Origin of the sequence: Buttiauxella selenatireducens (assembly GCF_031432975.1) — a bacterium.
GTDB lineage: Bacteria > Pseudomonadota > Gammaproteobacteria > Enterobacterales > Enterobacteriaceae > Buttiauxella > Buttiauxella selenatireducens.
On record NZ_CP133838.1, the window covers coordinates 3,321,526 to 3,341,490 of the forward strand.

The 19,965-nt window shown below is 51.5% G+C and carries 24 protein-coding genes; 8 read left to right on the forward strand and 16 right to left on the reverse strand.

From position 1 onward, the window contains the following. Positions 1–8: 8 nt before the first annotated feature. The 10 genes from flgK to flgB all read right to left on the reverse strand — a co-directional run bounded on the left by flgK (position 9) and on the right by flgB (position 9,015). Positions 9–1,673, reverse strand: coding sequence for a flagellar hook-associated protein FlgK (gene flgK / locus RHD99_RS15355; protein ID WP_309875009.1), 1,665 nt, complete (start codon positions 1,671–1,673; stop codon positions 9–11). A 196-nt stretch (positions 1,674–1,869) separates the two neighbouring features. Beyond that, positions 1,870–2,811 carry a flagellar assembly peptidoglycan hydrolase FlgJ gene (gene flgJ, locus RHD99_RS15360; RefSeq protein ID WP_183271913.1) on the reverse strand — a complete coding sequence of 314 codons (942 nt, stop codon included), beginning with the start codon at positions 2,809–2,811 and terminating at the stop codon, positions 1,870–1,872. Next, positions 2,811–3,905, reverse strand: a complete 1,095-nt coding sequence (locus RHD99_RS15365) for a flagellar basal body P-ring protein FlgI (RefSeq protein WP_183271914.1) — start codon at positions 3,903–3,905, stop codon at positions 2,811–2,813. The genes flgJ and RHD99_RS15365 overlap by 1 nt, the downstream gene beginning before the upstream one ends. Positions 3,906–3,917: 12 nt before the next feature. Continuing rightward, a complete protein-coding gene (gene flgH, locus RHD99_RS15370; protein ID WP_183271994.1) occupies positions 3,918–4,613 on the reverse strand; it encodes a flagellar basal body L-ring protein FlgH in 696 nt (231 codons plus the stop codon). 63 nt (positions 4,614–4,676) lie between these two features. Further along, on the reverse strand, positions 4,677–5,459 hold the full coding sequence (flgG, locus tag RHD99_RS15375) for a flagellar basal-body rod protein FlgG (RefSeq protein WP_064517889.1): 783 nt from the start codon (positions 5,457–5,459) through the stop codon (positions 4,677–4,679). 31 nt (positions 5,460–5,490) lie between these two features. Then, the gene (locus tag RHD99_RS15380) at positions 5,491–6,246 is read right to left on the reverse strand and encodes a flagellar basal-body rod protein FlgF (RefSeq protein WP_309875012.1); all 756 of its coding nucleotides are present in this window, start codon (positions 6,244–6,246) and stop codon (positions 5,491–5,493) included. Positions 6,247–6,265: 19 nt separating this feature from the next. Then, positions 6,266–7,474, reverse strand: coding sequence for a flagellar hook protein FlgE (flgE, locus tag RHD99_RS15385; protein ID WP_309875013.1), 1,209 nt, complete (start codon positions 7,472–7,474; stop codon positions 6,266–6,268). Positions 7,475–7,501: 27 nt separating this feature from the next. After that, entirely contained in the window at positions 7,502–8,179 is a 678-nt protein-coding gene (gene flgD, locus RHD99_RS15390) for a flagellar hook assembly protein FlgD (RefSeq protein WP_183271917.1), read from the reverse strand. Between the two features lie 11 nt (positions 8,180–8,190). Then, positions 8,191–8,595: a flagellar basal body rod protein FlgC gene (gene flgC, locus RHD99_RS15395; RefSeq protein ID WP_183271918.1), complete on the reverse strand. Its 405-nt coding sequence runs from the start codon at positions 8,593–8,595 to the stop codon at positions 8,191–8,193. A 3-nt stretch (positions 8,596–8,598) separates the two neighbouring features. Then, the gene (flgB, locus tag RHD99_RS15400) at positions 8,599–9,015 is read right to left on the reverse strand and encodes a flagellar basal body rod protein FlgB (protein WP_064547847.1); all 417 of its coding nucleotides are present in this window, start codon (positions 9,013–9,015) and stop codon (positions 8,599–8,601) included. Positions 9,016–9,167: 152 nt separating this feature from the next. On the opposite strand from flgB, the gene flgA reads away from it, so the two are divergent. The 3 genes from flgA to flgN all read left to right on the forward strand — a co-directional run bounded on the left by flgA (position 9,168) and on the right by flgN (position 10,645). After that, the gene (gene flgA / locus RHD99_RS15405; protein ID WP_309875015.1) at positions 9,168–9,827 is read left to right on the forward strand and encodes a flagellar basal body P-ring formation chaperone FlgA; all 660 of its coding nucleotides are present in this window, start codon (positions 9,168–9,170) and stop codon (positions 9,825–9,827) included. Between the two features lie 97 nt (positions 9,828–9,924). Next, on the forward strand, positions 9,925–10,218 hold the full coding sequence (gene flgM, locus RHD99_RS15410) for a flagellar biosynthesis anti-sigma factor FlgM (protein WP_309875016.1): 294 nt from the start codon (positions 9,925–9,927) through the stop codon (positions 10,216–10,218). Positions 10,219–10,222: 4 nt separating this feature from the next. Continuing rightward, entirely contained in the window at positions 10,223–10,645 is a 423-nt protein-coding gene (gene flgN / locus RHD99_RS15415) for a flagella biosynthesis chaperone FlgN (protein ID WP_183271921.1), read from the forward strand. Between the two features lie 214 nt (positions 10,646–10,859). Here the strand turns inward: flgN and RHD99_RS15420 are convergent, their stop codons facing one another. The 5 genes from RHD99_RS15420 to rimJ all read right to left on the reverse strand — a co-directional run bounded on the left by RHD99_RS15420 (position 10,860) and on the right by rimJ (position 15,367). After that, positions 10,860–11,342, reverse strand: coding sequence for a cold shock domain-containing protein (locus RHD99_RS15420; protein WP_309875017.1), 483 nt, complete (start codon positions 11,340–11,342; stop codon positions 10,860–10,862). Between the two features lie 201 nt (positions 11,343–11,543). After that, the gene (gene murJ / locus RHD99_RS15425) at positions 11,544–13,079 is read right to left on the reverse strand and encodes a murein biosynthesis integral membrane protein MurJ (protein ID WP_309875019.1); all 1,536 of its coding nucleotides are present in this window, start codon (positions 13,077–13,079) and stop codon (positions 11,544–11,546) included. Positions 13,080–13,195: 116 nt separating this feature from the next. After that, entirely contained in the window at positions 13,196–14,119 is a 924-nt protein-coding gene (locus RHD99_RS15430; protein WP_309875020.1) for a Gfo/Idh/MocA family protein, read from the reverse strand. 3 nt (positions 14,120–14,122) lie between these two features. Beyond that, the gene (locus RHD99_RS15435; RefSeq protein WP_309875021.1) at positions 14,123–14,773 is read right to left on the reverse strand and encodes a YceH family protein; all 651 of its coding nucleotides are present in this window, start codon (positions 14,771–14,773) and stop codon (positions 14,123–14,125) included. A 9-nt stretch (positions 14,774–14,782) separates the two neighbouring features. After that, entirely contained in the window at positions 14,783–15,367 is a 585-nt protein-coding gene (gene rimJ, locus RHD99_RS15440) for a ribosomal protein S5-alanine N-acetyltransferase (RefSeq protein WP_183271996.1), read from the reverse strand. Between the two features lie 241 nt (positions 15,368–15,608). Here rimJ and mdtH point away from each other — a divergent pair, with 241 nt between their 5' ends. Both mdtH and grxB read left to right on the forward strand, forming a co-directional pair. Beyond that, positions 15,609–16,817, forward strand: coding sequence for a multidrug efflux MFS transporter MdtH (mdtH, locus tag RHD99_RS15445; RefSeq protein WP_183271925.1), 1,209 nt, complete (start codon positions 15,609–15,611; stop codon positions 16,815–16,817). A 75-nt stretch (positions 16,818–16,892) separates the two neighbouring features. Further along, positions 16,893–17,540 (forward strand): glutaredoxin 2, encoded by a 648-nt coding sequence (grxB, locus tag RHD99_RS15450; protein WP_183271926.1) that lies wholly within the window; start codon positions 16,893–16,895, stop codon positions 17,538–17,540. On the opposite strand, the gene RHD99_RS15455 is transcribed toward grxB, so the two are convergent. After that, complete coding sequence (locus RHD99_RS15455) at positions 17,512–17,673, reverse strand: hypothetical protein (protein WP_309875022.1); 162 nt, start codon at positions 17,671–17,673, stop codon at positions 17,512–17,514. The two genes, grxB and RHD99_RS15455, sit on opposite strands and share 29 nt — an antisense overlap. A 38-nt stretch (positions 17,674–17,711) precedes the next feature. Between RHD99_RS15455 and RHD99_RS15460 the strand changes: the two genes are divergently transcribed. The 3 genes from RHD99_RS15460 to dinI all read left to right on the forward strand — a co-directional run bounded on the left by RHD99_RS15460 (position 17,712) and on the right by dinI (position 19,776). After that, on the forward strand, positions 17,712–18,272 hold the full coding sequence (locus RHD99_RS15460; protein WP_309875023.1) for a lipoprotein: 561 nt from the start codon (positions 17,712–17,714) through the stop codon (positions 18,270–18,272). Positions 18,273–18,411: 139 nt separating this feature from the next. Then, positions 18,412–19,458, forward strand: coding sequence for a dihydroorotase (pyrC, locus tag RHD99_RS15465; RefSeq protein WP_309875024.1), 1,047 nt, complete (start codon positions 18,412–18,414; stop codon positions 19,456–19,458). Positions 19,459–19,530: 72 nt separating this feature from the next. Beyond that, entirely contained in the window at positions 19,531–19,776 is a 246-nt protein-coding gene (gene dinI, locus RHD99_RS15470; RefSeq protein WP_183271930.1) for a DNA damage-inducible protein I, read from the forward strand. The last annotated feature ends 189 nt before the right edge of the window (positions 19,777–19,965 follow it).

Sequence of the window (19,965 nt, forward strand, 5' to 3'; positions counted from 1 at the left end):
TTCCTCAATTAACGGATGGACAGTAACGCATCAAACAACGTTGATGCCGTCTGAAGTACCTGAGCATTTGCCAGGTAATACTGTTGAAAACGCTGCAAGTTACCGTACTCTTCGTCGAGGTTGACGCCAGAAATAGACTGCTGCTGGTTACTTAGCTGCGTGACGACATTATTTTGCGTGGTAGTGGTGACTTTCAGCGTGTTGGTTTTATTCCCCACGTCACTGACCAGGCTTGCATACGCATCGTTAAACGATTTGTTGCCGCTGACGACTTTGCTATTTTGCAAATCCAGCAACGCCTGAGCATTACGGTTATCGCTTTCACCATTGTCCGCAGCACCCGCTAATGCCAGCTTGCTTTCATCGCTGATAGCCACGTTCATATTCACCACGGCGTTAGAAACCGGTTTAATCGTGAAGGAGTCATTTTTCTCAGGTTGAGGGGCCCCTTTCACGGAGACACTCAAACCATCAAACTCCAGCCCGGTAACGTTGCCGTTGCCATCATCCGTGGTTTTCGCCGTGATTTTCGCGTTATCCGATAAGCGCGTCACCTGCCAGTTGGTTCCATCAAAGACGACGTTGTAGTCGCTTGCCTGGACCTTAGTGCTATCGGAAACCGCCGCGGTCAGTTCGGTTTTGGTCGGGTTTTTGGCGTTACTTAACACCGACGGGCTGCCTATGTTAAAGAACTTGTCACCTTTGTCGCCATTGGCATCAAAACCGAGGCCATGCTGTTTGTTAATCGCATCAGAAAACGTCAGGGCCAATTGCCCCAGACGATTTCGCGCGCTGTCCAAATCCTGTGAGCGGAAAGTCAACATCCCACCCAGCGTACCGTTGTTCAGTTGGCTTTCTGGAATTTCAGTGGTGCCAGAAACGGGATCGACATACGCAACAGTGATGCGAGAAGGATCAGCGCTCGACGAAACAGCAGCCAGTTTGTTGGCTTTGTCGCCTTGCACCAGCGTTAAGCCGTTGGCGATAGAGACGTTATATGTGCCACCGTCCTGAACGCTCACTTCGACGCCAACAATCTGGTTCAGTTGGCTCACCAACTGGTCGCGTTGATCAAGCAGGTCGTTTGGTGCAGCGCCCGCCCCCACACCGGTCAGGCGTGAAATTTGGTTATTCAGATTTGCGATCTGGCTTGCGTAGTTATTGATTTGCTCCACGCTGCTTTGGATTGCGGTATTCACCTGCTTATCCTGATCGCGTAGATACTGATCGGTCACCTTAAACTGGTTTACCAGGCCGTTGGCATTACCCAGTAATGCCTGGCGTGCCGCAGGATCTTCCGCGTTACTCACCAGCGTTTGTAGGCCGGTGAAGAAACTTTGCAGCGTGGTGGCGAGGGTATTGGTGCTACCAGAGAGCATGTTGTCTATCTTAGACATCTGCTGATATTGGGTATTCAGGCCACTGCTTTGCGTTTGCGCCGCACGCAGCTGGTTAGTGATGAACGCATCATATTCACGTTGCACACCGCTGACTTGCACGCCGTTCCCAATCCAGCCCCCTGCGCCCATCGTACTTAGCGATTGAGATAACACAGTAGTCTGGCGGGTATAGCCTGTGACGTTGTAGTTAGAAATGTTGTTACTGACAGTATTCAGTGCCGCCTGGGCAGCTCCCAGGCCACTCATGGCACTGTTAATCAGGCTACTGGACATGAATTTTCCTTAGCGCGTTGGTCACGGGTCCTGTCGATTATTATCGGCAGCGCCTGGAATAACTTAAGTTATTAACTCTAAATAATTCGAGTTGCAGGTCGGCGGCCAGGAAGTAAATCCCCAGTCACTTACTAAAGTAAGTGACTGGGGTGAGCTTCTGCAGCCAACACCCCTGCGGCTCGAAGTATGAAGAGTTTCAGAACAAATTTGATAAGTCGTTGCTATACGCCTTTGCCACTTTCTCACCCATCGCTTTCATCTGTTGAATCATGCCGGTAAGTTTGCGGGCATAGTTTGGATCGGTGGCATAACCTGCATTCTGCAGCGCTTGAGCGCCTTGCTCTGCGGTATTGGCATTGGTGACTGCGGCGTAACGCGGGTTTCGCGTCAGCAAGCCGACATAATCAGAAAGTGCTTCAAGATAAGAGCTGTAAACACGGAATTTGGCTTTCACCTTTTTCGCTTCGCCGTTCTCGTATTCCGTGGTGGTGATTTCAGTGACCGGCCCTTTCCAACTGCTGCTGGCTTTCACACCAAACAGGTTAAAGCTGGGCTCACCTTTTTCTGTCAGGATCTGCCGTTGCCCCCAGCCTGATTCCAGCGCGGCTTGCGCCAGAATCAAGTGATGCGGAATGCCACTTTGTTCACTGGCGAGTCGGGCCGGCAGTGAAAGTTGCGCCAGGAAGTCTTTGCTATCGCCCGTGAGCGGCTCTTCGTTAGAGGGAGCTTTAGGGATAGCCTGGCGCACCATTTGCGTTAAGGTCTGGTTCTGGAAACTGGTCACGCTTTGCAGATCAAACTTCATCGGCACTTTACCGGCCTCTTCAGATGGGTCGGCATTACCGCCCATTTGCTCGACCATCATATCGGCCAGCCCAAGCCCTTTGGAGCTGAGCTGTTGCGCGATTTGCTGGTCATAGATGCTGGTGTACATGCGAGTCTGTTCACTGCTAAACAACCCGTCCTTTGGCAACGCTTCACGCATGCTTTTGAGCATCATTTGCACGAACATCCCTTCCACCTGGCGGGCAACCGATTTCATGTTGCCCTTAGGATCTTGCCCGGTTTTCGCTTTTAGCTCGTTAAGAGAATTAGCATCCCACGCAGCATTAGCCAGTGATTGGGTATCGTTAAGCATTAGATGATTTCCACTTTGGCACGCAAGCATCCTGCCGTTTGCATAGATTGCAAAATCGACATCAATTCAATTGGCGATGCACCCAGTGTATTCAGTGCACGAACCACATTGTTTAGATTGGCGCTGGCATTAACGCGTTGCAACGCACCACCATTTTGACGCAGATCGATTTGCGTTTGCGGTGTCACCACCGTTTGACCGCCGCCAAATGGCGTATCTGGCTGGCTCACCTGCGCTTGACGATTGACCGTGACGGATAAGTTACCCTGCGCCACAGCACAAGTATTCAGCGTCACTTCCTGATTCATCACCACCGAACCCGTACGCGAGTTGATAATCACTTTCGCGTCCTGCGCTGGCAAATTCACTTCCAGGTTCTGAATATCGGCCAGTAAACGGACTTGCGAGCTGTTGCCGGTCGGAACACGAATTTGGATGGTACGTGCATCTATCGCCGAGGCACTGCCAAAGCCGCGTGACCGGTTAATGGTATCGGTAATTTGCTGAGCCAGCGTGAAATCATCCTCGTTCAGTTGCAGGCTGAGAATGTTGCCAGAGCCAAACGTACCCGGTAGTTCGCGTTCAATCACCGCACCGTTGGTGATACGACCGCCATTCAGTTGGTTGACCTGAACACTGCTTCCTCCCGCCGAGGCACCCGCCCCACCGACCAGAATATTGCCTTGCGCCAGCGCGTAAACCTGGTTGTCGACCCCTTTCATCGGGGTCATCAGCAATGTCCCGCCGCGTAAACTTTTGGCGTTACCCATAGAAGAAACCACAACATCGATATTCTGCCCTGAACGCGCAAATGCCGGGTATTTCGCCGTCACCATAACCGCAGCCACGTTTTTAAGCTGCATGTTGGTGCCCGCAGGAACCGTTATCCCCAACTGCGAAAGCATGTTGTTCAGCGTTTGAGTGGTAAACGGCGTTTGTGTCGTCTGGTCACCCGTACCATCAAGGCCGACTACCAGGCCATATCCAATCAGGGAGTTTTCACGCACGCCCTGAACCGTTGTCAGGTCGCGGATACGGTCGGCCTGCGCAAGTGTCGCCACCAGCATCAGTAATCCGAATAAATATTTGGTCATGAGGTTCCTCGCTTACATCGGCGATAAATTAAGGAAGAAGCGTTGTAACCAACCCATGTTTTGCGCTTCGTTGATATAGCCGTTACCGACATATTCGATGCGCGCATCCGCCACTTGTGTGGACGGTACGGTGTTGGAGCCACTGATCGTGCGAGGATTCACCACACCGGAGAAACGAATAAATTCGGTGCCCTGATTGATGGCTATCTGTTTTTCACCCACGACGTGCAAGTTGCCGTTTGCCAGCACCTGATCGACCGTCACGGTTAAGGTTCCGCTAAAGGTGTTACTGGCATTGGCTCCACCTTTACCGTTGAAACTGTTCCCGCCTTCAACATCGACATCCGCACGGTTATTACCGAACAGCCCTTCGAGATAGCGCGGAGTCACGTTAAAGCCAAAGTTTGTTTTGCCATCACGGCTGGCATTAGCCGACGAACTCTTACTGGCACTGACATTTTCCTGGAGCACAATGGTCAAGGTGTCGCCGACGTTACGTGGGCGGCGGTCTTCGAACAGTGGTTGGTACCCATAGTTCACCGGTTGCGCCGTCTGGAAAATAGAACCATTCACTACCGGTGCAGGGCCAGGGACTGGCTGAGCCGTGGTCGCCCCTTCCACCAGCGGTTTTGTTGGTATCAGTGCGCAGCCACTTGTGGTCAGCACCAGAAACATCACGATAGGACGAAGAACCATTGGGTTTTGCATTGCTTTCATCTTCAGGTCATTCAGATAACGACAGCCGGCGCGAAACTCGCACCGGCAAACGCCTTACAACTGCGTCAGCTTTTGCAGCATCTGGTCAGTAGTAGAAACGGCTTTACTGTTGATTTCGTAAGCCCGCTGAACCTGGATCATATTCACCAGCTCTTCAGCAACGTTCACGTTAGAGGTTTCAACGTACCCCTGATACAGCAGACCCGCGCCGTTAAGCCCAGGAGTGCTTTCATTTGGCGTACCGGACGACTGGGTTTCCGCATACAGGTTTTCACCCAGGCTTTCCAGACCCGTGTCATTCATAAAAGTGGTCAAATTAAGCTGTCCCACCTGAACGGGTTGCGCCTGGCCCTGTTGCGTCACGCTCACAATGCCATCACGTCCAACGGTAATGGTCAGGGCGTTCGCAGGAATCGTAATCGCAGGCTGTACCTGGAAGCCGCCTGCGGTGACTAACTGGCCGTTCTGATCCACCTGGAATGAACCATCGCGGGTATACGCGCTGGTGCCATCCGGCAGTTGCACCTGGAAGAAACCCTGGCCTTTAATTGCCACATCTTTGCTGTTGTTGGTCTGGGACAGGTTACCCTGACTGTGCAGGCGCTCGGTTGCCACCGGACGCACGCCAGTACCAATCTGCAAGCCTGACGGCAGTGTGGTCTGTTCAGAAGATTGCGCACCAGGCTGACGAATTGTCTGGTACAGCAAGTCTTCAAACACCGCGCGTTGACGCTTAAAACCATTGGTGGAGACGTTTGCCAGGTTGTTGGCAATCACATCCATGTTGGTTTGCTGGGCATCAAGACCGGTTTTAGCGATCCATAAAGAACTGATCATTTTGAATTCCTGTTAGTGTCACGGCTTAGCATCAGGTCATTGACAACAGCTGATTGGCCCGCTGTTCGTTTTCATCAACACTTGAAATAATTTTCATCTGCATTTCAAAACGACGGGCGTTAGCAATCATGTCGGCCATTGCTTCCACGGGTTTAACGTTGCTGCCTTCCAGAACACCCGGCATCAATGAGATGCTGGCATCAGCCTGTAACGTTGCGCCTCGCGTCGCCATAGCCATTTGGCTCGGACGGAAAAAGCCATCATCGCCGCGCACCACTTCCTGGCCGGTGGCTTTCACCAGTTTTAAACGGCCAATCGGTGCCACGGTATTTGGCTGGTCGCCTGCGTTTAATGCAGAAATAGTGCCGTCTGCCGCGATAGTCAGCTGCGCGCCCTGGGGCACGGCAATCGGGCCACCTTCGCCCATCACCGGTTGCCCGCCGATGGTCAATTGCCCGGCAGGACTGACCTGCATATTGCCGTTGCGGGTATAAGCCTCTGTACCATCAGCACTTTGTACCGCCAGCCAGCCATCTTGTTGCAGTGCAACATCCAGCGGGCGCTGGGTGTAATCCAACTGCCCTTGCGACATATCTACGCCCGGCGTTGACGCCGTGACCAGGGTACGAGTCGGCAAAGAAAGCCCGTCCACCGGCACGGCTCGCAATGCAGTCAACTGCGCACGAAAGCCAGGTGTTGAAGCGTTTGCCAGGTTACTGGCCGTCACCGCTTGTTGATTCAGCGTCTGACTAGCCGCCCCCATGGCGGTATAAATTGCGTGATCCATTAAGCTATCCCGTCAGTGCTTAGCGCAGGTTAACCAGAGTGTTGAGGATCTGATCCTGGGTTTTGATGGTCTGCGCATTCGACTGGTAGTTACGCTGCGCGACAATCATGTTGACCAGTTCTTTACTCAGATCGACGTTTGATGACTCCAGTGCGCCGTTGGTCAGGGTACCGAAGTTACCTGTACCTGCGGTGCCCAGCAGTGCAACGCCGGACGAATTGGTTGCCGACCAAACGTTATTCCCTTCAGAGGAGAGCCCTTCTGGGTTAGCAAAGTTAGACAGAACAATCTGGCCTAACAGCTGGGTTTGCTCGTTGGAGTAGTTGCCGACAAGCGTGCCGTCATCGTTGATCTGATAGCTGACCAGGTCACCTGGCTTATAACCATTCTGATTAGCAGCCACGATGTTGTTTGAGCCGGTGTTCTGCTGCATGGAGTTCAGGAAGCTGAGGCTGAATGTTGCCGGAGTTGCACCATTAATCGCCCCGGTTGTCAGGGTATTCGTGGTGCCAGCCGTCAAGATGCCATTGCTGTTGAACACCATAGAATCGCCTTTAACCACAGGGCTGTTCGCAACACTGCTGTCCTGGGTGTAGACATCCCAGGTATTTTCCGTCGTCGATTTAACAAAGAAGACGTTCATATCATGGGCGTTACCCTGGCTGTCATAGACAGTGATAGAACCTTTTTTGTTATAGGTATCTGAATCAGCAGCGTTAAAAGGTGTTTTAGCCGGGGTTTTATCGGTGGAGTTCAGGTTGATCTGCATCGATGCGGTGGTCGTGGTTTTTGCAGCCATCAGGGTGTTAGGTACCGCAAGACCCGTTGGGTTTGCCCCTTCCTGAATGGTTGGCGGTGTACCGGTTGCCGGATAGCCCGTTAACTGCATACCCTGCATGTTCACCAGATTACGGTTTTCATCTAATTTGAACTGGCCGTTACGGCTGTAGTACACCGAACCGTTGGTATCCACCAGGCGGAAGAAACCATTCTGGCTTATTGCCACATCCAGACCACGTCCCGTGTTAGTCGTGGTGCCGTCGTTAAAATCCTGAGTAATACCCGCCACTTTAACGCCCAGGCCCACTTTAGAACCGGCGAACATATCAGCGAAAGAAACGCTACCTGCTTTGAAACCGTAGGTAGCGGAGTTGGCGATGTTGTTACCAATTACGTCCAGGTTGGTGGCCGCAGCATTCAGGCCGCTGACCGCTTGTGAAAAGCCCATGTTTTACTCCTGCAAAGGGTTGGAGGCTTAAATAATCTGCCTGATGTCATCGAGAGTGGAGGTGCCGTAAGTACCGAGATCGAGCAAGGTCTTGCCATTACTGAGTGTTACGCCGTTGACCATGGCAAAATTAAGCGGCTGAGCCACCAACTGCGTACTGCCATTACTGGCACTGATAGCGACGTTGTAGGCCCCATCCGGTGCCGTTGTGCCGTCAGTCATGCTGCCATCCCAGGTAAAGGTATGAACACCGGCGGTGACCGCACCAATATCGAGAGTACGAACCACTTTGCCCGTGTTATCCGTGATCGTTGCGGTGACCTTATCGGCCGCCTGCTGTAGCTCAACACCAAAAGGCGTCGTCGCTTCACTCCCTGCCAGAATTTTCGTACCGGGAATCATCACGCCATGACCAATCAAGGCGCTGGCCTGCACAGACTGGTTATTGGTCAACTGACCTGATACTGAGCCGAGCGTGGTATTGAGTTTTTCAATACCGCTGACGGTGCTGATTTGTGCCAGCTGTGTCGTCAGTTCATTGTTTTGCAGAGGATTGGTTGGGTCCTGGTTTTTCAGCTGCGCAACAAGCAGCGTCAAAAAACTACTTTGCAGGTCAGCCGCGTTGCTGCCTGTCAGATTGCTGTTACCCGATAATGCATTAACACCACTGGTTGTGGTGTCATTCATATTAACGGCGATGCCCATCAGTCACTCCTTTACTGACCCAGAGTCAGGGTTTTCAACATCATGCTTTTCACGGTGTTGAGTACTTCCACGTTGGCCTGGTAGCTGCGGGATGCCGACATGCTGTTAACCATCTCGCCCACCACATCCACATTCGGCATGCGTACATAACCTTTGGCGTCTGCCAGCGGGTTTCCCGGCTGGAACACCAGTTTGTCCGGTGCCTGGCTCTCTTCAACACCCATCACTTTTACGCCACCCGTTTCAGCGCCTGGGGCCGCATCAACCTGGAAAACAACCTGCTTAGCGCGATAAGGCTGGCCGTCCGGGCCCGTTGCACTATCGGCGTTAGCCAGGTTACTCGCCGCCACGTTCATACGCTTGGATTGCGCAGTCATCGCGGAGCCGGCAATATCAAAAATATTCAGCAAAGCCATCTGTTAGCCACCCTGTTGTAGCACCGACATCATGCCCTTGATTTGGCCGCCGAGAACCGTAAGGTCGGACTGGTATTTCAGGCTGTTATCGGCAAATTGTGTACGTTCACGGTCCATATCGACGGTATTACCATCCATCGACGGCTGGTCAGGAACGCGGTAGAGAAGATCAAGCGAAGGTGCTGAGTGTGTTGCCGCAGGGATATGGCGCGCGGACGTGAGCGCAAGCGCAACACCGCTGCCTTCGGCACGACCCCGTTCCATCACTTTTTTCATTTCACTGGCAAAATCAATATCGCGAGCCTGATAGCCCGGTGTATCCGCATTAGCGATATTTGCAGCCAGTATTTCCTGACGCTGGGCGCGCAAATTTATCGCTTCTTGCTGAAATCGCAGCGCGGCATCCAGTTTGTCGAGCATGTCCCCTCCGCATAATTAGGATTTGTCCGACAGCTTAAAGCGCCTTACGCGTGCGTTATCGTTGGAATAGGCACAAAATGCGTCGCTATTTATCGCCTTGATCATTTCGGTGTGCGGTTAAAATCACTGCAATCTGAGCAAGGAGAAACGTCATGACTGGTCTGAAAACCTGGAGCGCAGTAGCACTTTTGCTGGCTTGCCCTGCGGCATTAGCCAGCATTCTGGATGCGCCTTTGAGCCAGTTTTTCCAGCAGCGCCTGGCGGGAATTAGCGATGATGTCACCGTGATGGTGAAAACGCCTGATGCACAATTACCGCCCTGCCCACTTCCTGATTTTTCTATGCCGGGGAACAGTCGCCTGTGGGGAAACGTGAGCGTTATGGCGCAATGCGGTAACGATAAGCGGTACATTCAGGCGGAAGTCCAGGCTACCGGAAACTACGTCGTGGCCGCACAGGCATTACCGCGTGGCAGCGTTATCACCGAAAGTCAGCTTCAGCTCAAACATGGACGACTTGATCAGCTCCCGCCGCGTGCGATACTGGATTTACGCCAGGTAAGCAGTGCAGTAACGCTGCGCGACATCGCACCGAATCAACCCATTTTGATGTCGATGGTACGCCAGTCATGGCGAGTCAAAGCCGGGCAGCAGGTTCAGGTTGTGGCGGCCGGTGAAGGATTTAGTGTGAATAGCGAAGGTAAAGCACTGAACAACGCCGCCGTTTCGCAGAATGCTCGGGTTCGAATGAGTTCGGGACAAATTGTGAGCGGGGTCGTCGATGCTGATGGGAATATTCTGATTAGCTTATAATATTCTACCGGTAGCTAAGAAGGCTATAAAGGTTCTACGGCGGCTGCCGATAGTGTATTAACAGATGATAGAAATTGCCCTCGATGAGGAAAGAATAATGAGCATTGATCGCACGTCTCCTTTGAAACCGGTAAGTACCGTACAACCACGCGAAACGCCAGACGCTCCAATTCAAAAGAGCCAGCTGGTGAAAAGCGCGACCCTCAAAAGCACCAATGTGACACTCAGTGACGCACAGGCTAAGTTAGTTCAGCCGGGCAGCGGGGATATTAATATGGAACGCGTTGAAGCACTTAAAACTGCTATCCGTAACGGTGAGCTGAAAATGGATACCGGCAAAATCGCCGACGCGCTAATCCAGGAAGCTCAAAGCTATTTATCGAGTAAATAATTGCATGAGTCGTCTGTTAGAAGTGATGGATCAAATGACTGTGGTTCTCAACTCTCTTAAAGAGGTGATGGACGCCGAACAGCAACAATTATCCGCAGGCCATGTGAATGGCAGTGCATTGCAACGTATAACTGAAGATAAAAGCTCATTGCTTGCGACGCTTGATTATCTTGAGCAGCAGCGTCGTGCCGCACAGAATGTCGAAACTATCGGCAGCACGGATATCAGCCAACGTTGGCAGACGATTACACAAAAAACGCAGCACTTACGCGACATTAACCAGCATAACGGTTGGTTGTTAGAAGATCAGTTAGCGCGTAATGAACAGGCGCTGGCGATACTCAAACCGCATCAGGAGCCGAATCTCTACGGTGCCGATGGACAAGCGACGACAGTCAGTCGTGGTGGCAAGAAAATAACAATTTAACTCCCTGCCAAAATTCGAGTGAGGGACTGCCATGCAGGCGAGTCCTCACTGTACTTAAATGAATACCACCCTTTCTTCCTGATGCAATCCCTTCAGCCGTACAGCCTGGTTCGGCCATCTTGAATGTGTTTTTTTAACGGAAATTATCCAGCGGAAAAATCGCCAGTTCAGAAGGGGTGTAGAGCTCATGGCTGGCTGAGCTCTACAAAACAGCTTATTTCAGACCTTTGAGGATCTTCATGGTCGCTTCAACATCAATTTCATCTTCGGAGAAGATTAATGTTGAGCCCTGGAAAGTCGTCACGGCCAGTTTCTTCAGCGTACGCATTTCACCCGGCTTTGGCTCCGCTTTAGGGCGAATGCTGTTCATCAGTGCACCGACCGACAGCACTGCATTTTCTTTATCAATCTTGGTTTCGGCTGGCACTTCTTCGCTGTAGACCAGGAAAGATTTAATCGCCGTGATTTTGATGCGCTCGCCTGCAATAAAGATGTACTTGCTGTCGGGTTCAACTTTCACCGCGAAAGCAGACAAGCCTTTATTGTTCGTGGTTGGCTCGAAAGTCACTGAGGCATCTTTTTTAATCAGCTCAGGGTTGGCGACCTTAATCACATGAAAATAACGATTGTCACCGTTTTCATCTTTGATAAAACCGAAACCTTTATCTTCAAACCAGGTTGTGATTACTCCGTGCATCGCTTACCGCCTAATTAATCGTTCAATATGTATCCCCGTCATACTTGAAGCTGCATCTGCGTTGGCTGCACTCCCTCACCCCAGTCACTTACCTAAGTAAGCTCCTTGGGATTCACTCCCTTGCCGCCTTGATGCAACTCCAATTATTTAGGGTATATGTCAAATTTTGCAGCGCGCAGTTTAATGCAGATTGCCCGTTGATTACATAGTGCGCCGGGCGAAATCTTTCACTCTGAATCCCAGAGCCGTGAGCGTGGCAAAATATGCTGCAATACCGGCCACCACAACGCCCATCAGACGCAGTATACGGAACGGCATCGTGCCATGATCCCACGCGGGCATAATCTGCATCATACCGACCAGAACGGCGGCCATCACAATCACACCGGCAAACAGACGCCACAGAAACGCGCCCCACCCCGGTTGAGGCTGGAATATTTTTTGTTTACGTAGTTGCCAGTATAGCAGGCTGGCATTCAGACACGCCCCCAGACCAATCGACAATGACAGCCCGGCGTGCTTAAGCGGGCCGATAAACGCAAGGTTCATTACCTGAGTCATAATCAGCGTGACGATAGCGATTTTGACCGGTGTTTTGATGTCCTGACGCGAATAGAAGCCCGGTGCCAGCACTTTCACGACAATCAGCCCCATCAAACCGACGGAATACGCCACCAGCGCACGTTGCGTCATCAACGCATCAAAGGCCGTGAATTTACCGTACTGGAACAACGATACCGTCAGCGGTTTGGCCAGAATCCCCAACGCCACCGCACTGGGTAAAGCCAGCAAGAAACATAAACGCAAACCCCAGTCCATCAGGCGCGAGTATTCGTCATGGTTGCCACTGGCAAAGCTTTTCGCCAGCGAAGGCAGGAGAATCGTACCCAACGCCACGCCCAACACGCCGGATGGGAATTCCATCAAACGGTCAGCGTAATACATCCATGAAACCGAGCCGGAGGCGAGAAACGAGGCAAAAATGGTGTTGATGATTAAGGAAATCTGGCTGACGGAAACCCCGAGGATCGCAGGCCCCATCTGCTTGATGACACGCATCGCGCCTGCATCTTTAAGGTTTACGCGCGGCAGAACCAGCATGCCAATCTTTTTAAGATGAGGTAACTGATATGCCAATTGCAGCACGCCACCCACCGTCACCGCCCAGGCCAGCGCCAGAATCGGCGGGTTAAAGTACGGAGCGGCAAACAGTGCGAAACCGATCATACTGAGGTTCAGGAACGTCGGCGCAAAAGCCGGGACCGAGAAACGGTTCCAGGTGTTAAGAATGGCTCCACACAGCGAGGCCAGTGAGATCAGGAAAATATAGGGGAAGGTTATCCGCAGCAAGCTGGAAGTCAGATTGAATTTGTCTGCGGTATCCGCAAAACCGGGGGCAGTCACCAGGATAACCCACGGAGCGGCAATCATCCCGATGACAGTGACCACCGCCAGCGCGAGCGTCAGCAACCCTGAGACATAAGAGACAAATACGCGCGTGGCATCTTCGCCCTGCTTACTTTTGTACTCAGCAAGTATTGGCACAAACGCCTGCGAGAAGGCCCCTTCGGCAAAAATACGACGCAATAAGTTTGGCAGTTTGAAGGCCACAAAAAAGGCATCCGTCGCCATCCCTGCCCCAAAAACCCTTGCCACAATGGCGTCACGTGCAAATCCCAGCACGCGAGAAAACATCGTCATCGAGCTGACTGCTGCCAGCGATTTTAATAAATTCATTATTATGTGGTTCCACAAACATCAACGCCTGCTGGGCAGGCGTTGTAATGGGCATTTCGTTCAGGCGCTTATAGTACCGATACACAGCCGAAATACTACTATCAGATGTTACTGGGTTATTCGCTCATCGCTTCACGCCATAGTTTTTCAACCACGCGCTGCGCCATGAGCGCTTGCTCACCCGAGGTTTCAGGAACCGTCTGATTTGCCACGCAATCGAGGAAATGACGCGCACAGCCCACAAAACCACGCTGTTCAAGGGTAGTTTGCCAGCCAGGAATGGGGCGATTCACCACCCCGTTTCCGCACTCCTCGCGCCACTCACGCATATCCGTTACATCGAATAATCCCCCGTCGGTGACCGCTTGCACCCACTCACGCTGGCTCCCTGCACGACGATGCATGCTGGTGGTGATTTGCAAATTACCGCGGGCAAAATGATGCTCAGCAAACAGCATTTGCCCCTGGTCGTTAGTTTGTAACGACCCGCTTTGCAGTTGCGCTTCCCCACCGGCCAGCCACAGCGCGGTATCAACAACATGCAGATAATCATCAAGCAACGTAAAGCGCAGATCGTTTGGCCCGACGCTGTCAGCACGGTGTTTGTCCATGCGCAGCGATGCGCCATGGGCCAGTTTGGTTTTCAAATCCTGATACAGCGGAGAGAAGCGGCGGTTAAAACCAACCATCAGCGTGCGCTTTTGCTTCTGCGCCATTTCCACTAAACGCTCGGCGTCTGCAAGGTTTTCTGCCAGCGGTTTATCAACACAAACGTTAACGCCCGCCTGCAATAACTCGCTGACTACCGCGTAATGGCTGCTCGTCGCACTGTGTACGAATACCGCATCACATTGCGCTGCCAGTGCAGAAATAGAAGGAACGTAGGGGATACGGTAACTATCACAGACCTTCTGCGCTTTGGTTTGCGTTGGGGAAAAAGCCCCCTGAAGCGTCCATTCACTGGCCGCGGTTAATACCGGTAGCCACGCTTTTTGGGCGATGCCACCCAAACCAACAACGCCGACGCGAAGTTTAGTCATTCATTAATCCCCAAGATGGGCGAGCAGTGAATCGAGACGTTGTTTGAGCTCGGCAACTTCGTTTTCAAGCTGTTCAACTCGGGCCGTTAAATCATCACCCGGTGGCGCAACACTCTCGGAACTGATGGTCTGTGATGCATCCACTTCGCCGCTAAAGAGGTGCATATAGCGGCTTTCACGTTTGCCTGGCTCACGCGGTAAACGCACGACGAATGGGCCATCTTCGCGGTTGGCAAGATTTTCGAGCGTCGCTTCAACTTGCGCCATATCGCTGAATTCGAACATTCTTCCGGCGCGAGAACGTAATTCACCTGGCGTCTGGGCGCCACGTAATAACAGTATTGTCACCACCGCCACTTCAGCGGCTGAAAGTTTCAGGTCGCCAAACTCGGAATTACAGAATCGCTGCTCATACTTTGTCACGCGATTACCAAACCCGCTGACGGTACGTAAAAAGTGGCGCTTGACCAGCGTATCCAGCGTTTCTTGCACGTCATGCTCTTTCAGATCCATGACCGGTTCACGGTTGGTTTTCTGATTACACGCCGTCACGACGCCGTTGACCGACATGGGATATTGTTCAGGCGTGGTCACCTGCTTTTCCATCAGGCTACCTACAACTCGCGCTTCAACCGCAGTTAACTGATATTTCATTTCACGTCCTTAACGGCCAGGGGTCCATTCTTTGGTGGTGAGCGCGGTCAGAACATGATCCCGCCACACACCATCAATCAGTAAATACTCTTTGGCATAGCCTTCTTTTTCAAAACCGAGGCGTGCCAGTAAATCACCGCTGCGCTGGTTATGCGGCATATAGTTCGCCATGATGCGATGAATATGCTGACTGCGCTGCATATAACGAATCGCGGTGGTCAGCGCTTCAAACATCAAGCCCTGGCCCTGCCATTTTTCACCCAGGGAATACCCCAGATAACAGGCATGGAATGAGCCGCGCACAACATTCGAGAAATTGGCGACGCCGCGAATCTCTTTTTCTTCAGGGTCGAGCAGCGCAAAGTAATAGGCGCTGCCTTGCTTGTGCATTTCGCTTATCATGCCCAGTCGCGCTTGCCAGCCCGAAGGATAACAATGGCTGTCATCACGAATCGGCTCCCACGGTTTCAGGAACTGACGGTTTTCGGCGTAATAATCTGCCAGACGCCAGGCATCTCGCTCATACACCAGACGCACCACCAGGCGGTCGGTTGATAAGCGTACTTTCGGCACGTTACTGCGGTAGCCAAACATGTTCACCCCTACTCCTCACATCCCATATTTTCTTCGGCAACATAATTACTATACCTGCGGCTGGCTGCGGAAGGAAAACAACAACATGCAGATTTTACATCTGCTCAATCTTTTTCGATTAAAGAGTTCAATCGAAGCCTTAGATTGATTAAAAAATATTGTCACATCCCTGGCTGTCAAAAACCCACATAGCAGTAGAGAATAGAAGTTCATCACACTTTTAAAATTCCCAGGAGGGGAGATGTCACGGGTAGCGCAGGCCAGAAGCCTGGGTAAATACTTCTTATTGCTCGATAACATGTTAGTTGTATTAGGCTTCTTCGTGGTTTTCCCTCTAATTTCCATTCGCTTTGTCGACCAAATGGGTTGGGCTGCGCTAATGGTCGGTATTGCGCTCGGCCTGCGACAACTGACGCAGCAGGGGTTAGGAATTTTTGGCGGCGCCATTGCTGACCGGTTCGGCGCAAAACCCATGATTGTCACCGGCATGCTGTTGCGTGCGGTCGGGTTTGCCACGATGGGTATCGCCCACGAACCCTGGTTACTGTGGCTTTCATGCTTTATCTCCGGTGTTGGTGGCACGTTATTCGACCCGCCTCGCGCCGCACTGGTCGTTAAACTGGTTCGCCCGCATCAACGAGGGCGCTTCTTCTCAATTTTGATGATGCAAGACAGCGCGGGCGCGGTAATTGGTGCGCTGCTCGGCAGTTGGTTGCTGCAATATGATTTCCGTCTGGTTTGTGGTGCCGGTGCGGTGATGTTTGTTATTTGCGCGATCGTCAATGCCTGGTTGCTGCCTGCGTATAAACTTTCCACCATCCGCACCCCCATGCTTGAAGGGATGGGACGCGTGCTGCGTGACAGAAGATTTGTCACGTACGTGCTGACGCTCGCCGGTTATTACATGCTTGCAGTGCAGGTCATGTTGATGCTGCCGATTATGGTCAACGAAATTGCCGGAACGCCTGCCGCCGTGAAGTGGATGTATGCCATTGAAGCCGCGCTGTCGTTGACACTGCTCTACCCGATTGCCCGCTGGAGTGAAAAACGCTTCCGCCTTGAGCAGCGCCTGATGGCTGGGTTGTTCCTGATGACACTGGCGATGCTGCCGATTGGCCTGACGAATAATCTCCAGCAGTTGTTCACGCTGATTTGCGTGTTTTACATCGGCTCAATCATTGCTGAACCTGCCCGTGAAACACTGGGTGCATCGCTCGCAGATTCCCGTGCTCGCGGGAGTTATATGGGATTCAGCCGTTTGGGTTTAGCCATTGGTGGTGCTTTAGGTTATGCCGGGGGCGGTTGGCTATACGACGCAGGAAAAACGATCAACCAGCCGGAACTCCCGTGGATGATGCTCGGGATTATTGGCGTGATCACCTTGATTGCGCTGTGGTGGCAATTTAGCGCTAAACCGGTCGAACCGTCGATGCTTGAGCCAGGTAACTAGTTTGCGGCCCTCATTTTTCTCTACCATACTGAAAAGTTGACGGATTTAGTCCGTAAATCAAAATGGAGGAATAACGTGAAGCTTTATATCTACGATCACTGCCCTTTTTGCCTCAAAGCACGCATGATTTTTGGCTTAAAGAATATCCCCATTGAGCTAAATGTTCTGCTAAATGACGATGAAGCCACCCCGACAAAAATGGTTGGCAAGAAAGTGGTGCCCATCTTGCAAAAAGACGACAGCCGCTATATGCCTGAAAGCATGGATATCGTGCACTACGTCGATAAGCTTGATGGCGAACCACTGCTGACGGGGAGTACCCACGCGGCTATTAGTGACTGGTTGCGCCACGTCAATAGCTATGTTCAACAGTTGCTCCTTCCCCGTATTGCTAAAGCTCCCTTTGATGAGTTTGCCACACCGGAAGCGCGGGCTTATTTCGTCCACAAGAAAGAGGCGATGAGCGGTTCTTTCGCTGACCACCTCTCGCATTCGCCGGGCCTTATCAAGAAAATATCAGACGATCTGCGCAAGCTCGATAAACTCATTGTGCAACCTAATGCAGTCAATGGTGAACTATCTGATGATGATATTCATCTATTCCCACTGCTGCGTAACTTGACGCTGGTTGCCGGAATTGAGTGGCCAAGCCGTGTGGCGGCGTACCGCGATAATATGGCCAAACAGACGCAAATTAATCTGCTTTCATCCCACGCAATTTAATTGCCGTTAAGGCTTTTCCCCAGAGCGGGTAAGCATAATGCTCACCCGCTGCATTCGCCCCTGCAAGACTTGCAATCTGGTTTTCAGTTTTTTCCGGTAGCACTACCTGCACGATTAGATCATGATGTTGCATGTCAGGATCTGTTTCAAAGCAGCATGTTAAGGAACTCCATGAAAAAGATAGTTTTAGCCGCAGCATTAATACTCTGCGGATTAGTGGTGGGTTGTAATCAGCTAACGCAATACACCGTCAGCGAACAGGAAATCAACCACGCGCTGCAAAAACGCAATAATTTCTCTAAAGATATTGGCCTGCCAGGCGTTGCCGATGCCCATATTGTATTGAACAATTTAACCAGTGCGATTGGCCGTGAAGAAGCGAATAAAGTCACGTTAACAGGTGATGCCAAACTGGAAATGACATCGATTTTCGGCGATCAAAAAGCCAACATCAAACTGAAGCTAAAAGCGTTACCAACGTTCAATAAAGAGCAAGGCGCAATTTATTTGCAAGAAATGGAAGTAGTAGACGCGACTGTCGAACCTCAAAAAATGCAAACCATTGTCCAGACACTTATTCCGTATCTGAATCAGTCACTGCGCAATTACTTCAATCAACAACCGGCTTACGTGTTGGGTGAAGACCGCAGTACCGGTGAGAATCTGGCTAAAAAATACGCTAAAGGGATTGAAGTTAAGCCCGGCGAAATTGTGATTCCTTTCACTGAGTAATTATCACTACATTGGGGAGGGTCGTACCCGCTCCTCCCCAAGAAAATCTCAACGAAAATGGTGCAAAGCGAAACGTTTGCGCTTATTCTTTGTGTCCGGCACAAATCATCGTTAAATCCTTCCTAGCCGGAGCACTTTCATGACCGTATTACCTCAGGTATTAAAAATTCGCCGCCCAGATGACTGGCATGTTCACCTTCGTGATGGTGACATGTTAAAAACGGTGGTGCCTTATACCAGCGAAACTTATGGTCGCGCGATTGTCATGCCAAACCTGGTGCCGCCAGTCACAACGGTCGAAGCCGCCATTGCCTATCGCCAGCGTATTCTGGATGCCGTACCGCAGGGGCATAATTTCGAACCCCTGATGACCTGTTATCTCACCGATTCTTTAGACCCGAACGAAGTTGAACGTGGGTTTAATGAAAACGTGTTTACCGCAGCAAAACTCTATCCTGCCAATGCGACAACGAACTCAAGCCATGGTGTCACCAGCACCGCCGCGATTTTACCGGTGCTTGAGCGCATGCAAAAAATCGGCATGCCGCTGCTTATTCACGGCGAAGTGACGCACGCTGACATTGATATTTTTGACCGTGAAGCGCGTTTTATCGAAACCGTCCTTGAGCCTTTGCGCCAGCAATTACCGGAACTGAAAGTGGTGTTCGAACACATCACCACCAAAGATGCCGCGCAGTATGTGAAGGAAGGAAACTCCCTGTTGGGCGCGACCATTACTCCGCAGCACCTGATGTTTAACCGCAACCACATGTTGGTTGGCGGCGTGCGCCCTCACCTGTATTGCCTGCCTATTTTAAAACGCAGCATTCATCAGGAAGCGTTGCGCGAACTGGTTGCCAGCGGATGTGACCGTGTGTTCCTCGGTACAGATTCCGCGCCACACGCGCGTCATCGTAAAGAAGCAAGCTGTGGCTGTGCGGGTTGCTTTAACGCGCCGTCAGCCCTGGGCGCATACGCGACAGTATTTGAAGAGATGAATGCGCTTGGGCACTTTGAAGCGTTTACGTCGCTTAATGGCCCGCGTTTCTATGGCCTGCCTGTTAACGAAGAAACCATAGAGTTGGTTCGTACACCGGTCACAATGCCAGAAATTATTGCCACCAGTGATGACAGCATCGTGCCGTTCCTGGCCGGTGAGCAAGTGAACTGGTCAGTAAAAGCTTAATTTTAACGCCCCCTGTTGCATATTGAACAATATAACTGTATACATATACAGTATATTTCACAGGGGGCTGTTATGCGTATTGAAGTCACTATTGCCAAAACTACATCTCTGCCACCAGGCGCTATCGACGCGCTTGCGAACGAACTTTCACGCCGAATAACTCAACACTATCCTGAAAACGAAAACCACGTTCAGGTGCGTTATGCTGCCGCTAATAACCTCTCGGTGTTAGGTGCCAGCAAAGAAGATCGCGATCGCATTAGCGAAATATTGCAAGAGACCTGGGAAAGCGCTGACGACTGGTTTGCTGCGGATTAAAACTCATCATGGAAGGTGGTCGGCTTAACATTGAGTCGCCGCTCATTTCAGGTAAAAAATTCCCTCGTTGTTTTTTATGCCGGGTGTCGCCATCCGGTTTTTTTATTTTTTGAAACTCACCCAGCCGGCTCATTCCACCTTTCTCTTCTTACTCAGAATCTTCCCAATAAAAAAGAATAAAGCGTCGAA

Bases quoted from the DNA above. Each gene is read 5' to 3' on its own strand.
- flgK (WP_309875009.1), bottom strand. From the start codon at position 1,673: ATGTCCAGTAGCCTGATTAACAGTGCCATGAGTGGCCTGGGAGCTGCC.
- flgJ (WP_183271913.1), bottom strand. From the start codon at position 2,811: ATGCTTAACGATACCCAATCACTGGCTAATGCTGCGTGGGATGCTAAT.
- RHD99_RS15365 (WP_183271914.1), bottom strand. From the start codon at position 3,905: ATGACCAAATATTTATTCGGATTACTGATGCTGGTGGCGACACTTGCG.
- flgH (WP_183271994.1), bottom strand. From the start codon at position 4,613: ATGCAAAACCCAATGGTTCTTCGTCCTATCGTGATGTTTCTGGTGCTG.
- flgG (WP_064517889.1), bottom strand. From the start codon at position 5,459: ATGATCAGTTCTTTATGGATCGCTAAAACCGGTCTTGATGCCCAGCAA.
- RHD99_RS15380 (WP_309875012.1), bottom strand. From the start codon at position 6,246: ATGGATCACGCAATTTATACCGCCATGGGGGCGGCTAGTCAGACGCTG.
- flgE (WP_309875013.1), bottom strand. From the start codon at position 7,474: ATGGGCTTTTCACAAGCGGTCAGCGGCCTGAATGCTGCGGCCACCAAC.
- flgD (WP_183271917.1), bottom strand. From the start codon at position 8,179: ATGGGCATCGCCGTTAATATGAATGACACCACAACCAGTGGTGTTAAT.
- flgC (WP_183271918.1), bottom strand. From the start codon at position 8,595: ATGGCTTTGCTGAATATTTTTGATATTGCCGGCTCCGCGATGACTGCG.
- flgB (WP_064547847.1), bottom strand. From the start codon at position 9,015: ATGCTCGACAAACTGGATGCCGCGCTGCGATTTCAGCAAGAAGCGATA.
- flgA (WP_309875015.1), top strand. From the start codon at position 9,168: ATGACTGGTCTGAAAACCTGGAGCGCAGTAGCACTTTTGCTGGCTTGC.
- flgM (WP_309875016.1), top strand. From the start codon at position 9,925: ATGAGCATTGATCGCACGTCTCCTTTGAAACCGGTAAGTACCGTACAA.
- flgN (WP_183271921.1), top strand. From the start codon at position 10,223: ATGAGTCGTCTGTTAGAAGTGATGGATCAAATGACTGTGGTTCTCAAC.
- RHD99_RS15420 (WP_309875017.1), bottom strand. From the start codon at position 11,342: ATGCACGGAGTAATCACAACCTGGTTTGAAGATAAAGGTTTCGGTTTT.
- murJ (WP_309875019.1), bottom strand. From the start codon at position 13,079: ATGAATTTATTAAAATCGCTGGCAGCAGTCAGCTCGATGACGATGTTT.
- RHD99_RS15430 (WP_309875020.1), bottom strand. From the start codon at position 14,119: ATGACTAAACTTCGCGTCGGCGTTGTTGGTTTGGGTGGCATCGCCCAA.
- RHD99_RS15435 (WP_309875021.1), bottom strand. From the start codon at position 14,773: ATGAAATATCAGTTAACTGCGGTTGAAGCGCGAGTTGTAGGTAGCCTG.
- rimJ (WP_183271996.1), bottom strand. From the start codon at position 15,367: ATGTTTGGCTACCGCAGTAACGTGCCGAAAGTACGCTTATCAACCGAC.
- mdtH (WP_183271925.1), top strand. From the start codon at position 15,609: ATGTCACGGGTAGCGCAGGCCAGAAGCCTGGGTAAATACTTCTTATTG.
- RHD99_RS15455 (WP_309875022.1), bottom strand. From the start codon at position 17,673: ATGCAACATCATGATCTAATCGTGCAGGTAGTGCTACCGGAAAAAACT.
- RHD99_RS15460 (WP_309875023.1), top strand. From the start codon at position 17,712: ATGAAAAAGATAGTTTTAGCCGCAGCATTAATACTCTGCGGATTAGTG.
- pyrC (WP_309875024.1), top strand. From the start codon at position 18,412: ATGACCGTATTACCTCAGGTATTAAAAATTCGCCGCCCAGATGACTGG.
- dinI (WP_183271930.1), top strand. From the start codon at position 19,531: ATGCGTATTGAAGTCACTATTGCCAAAACTACATCTCTGCCACCAGGC.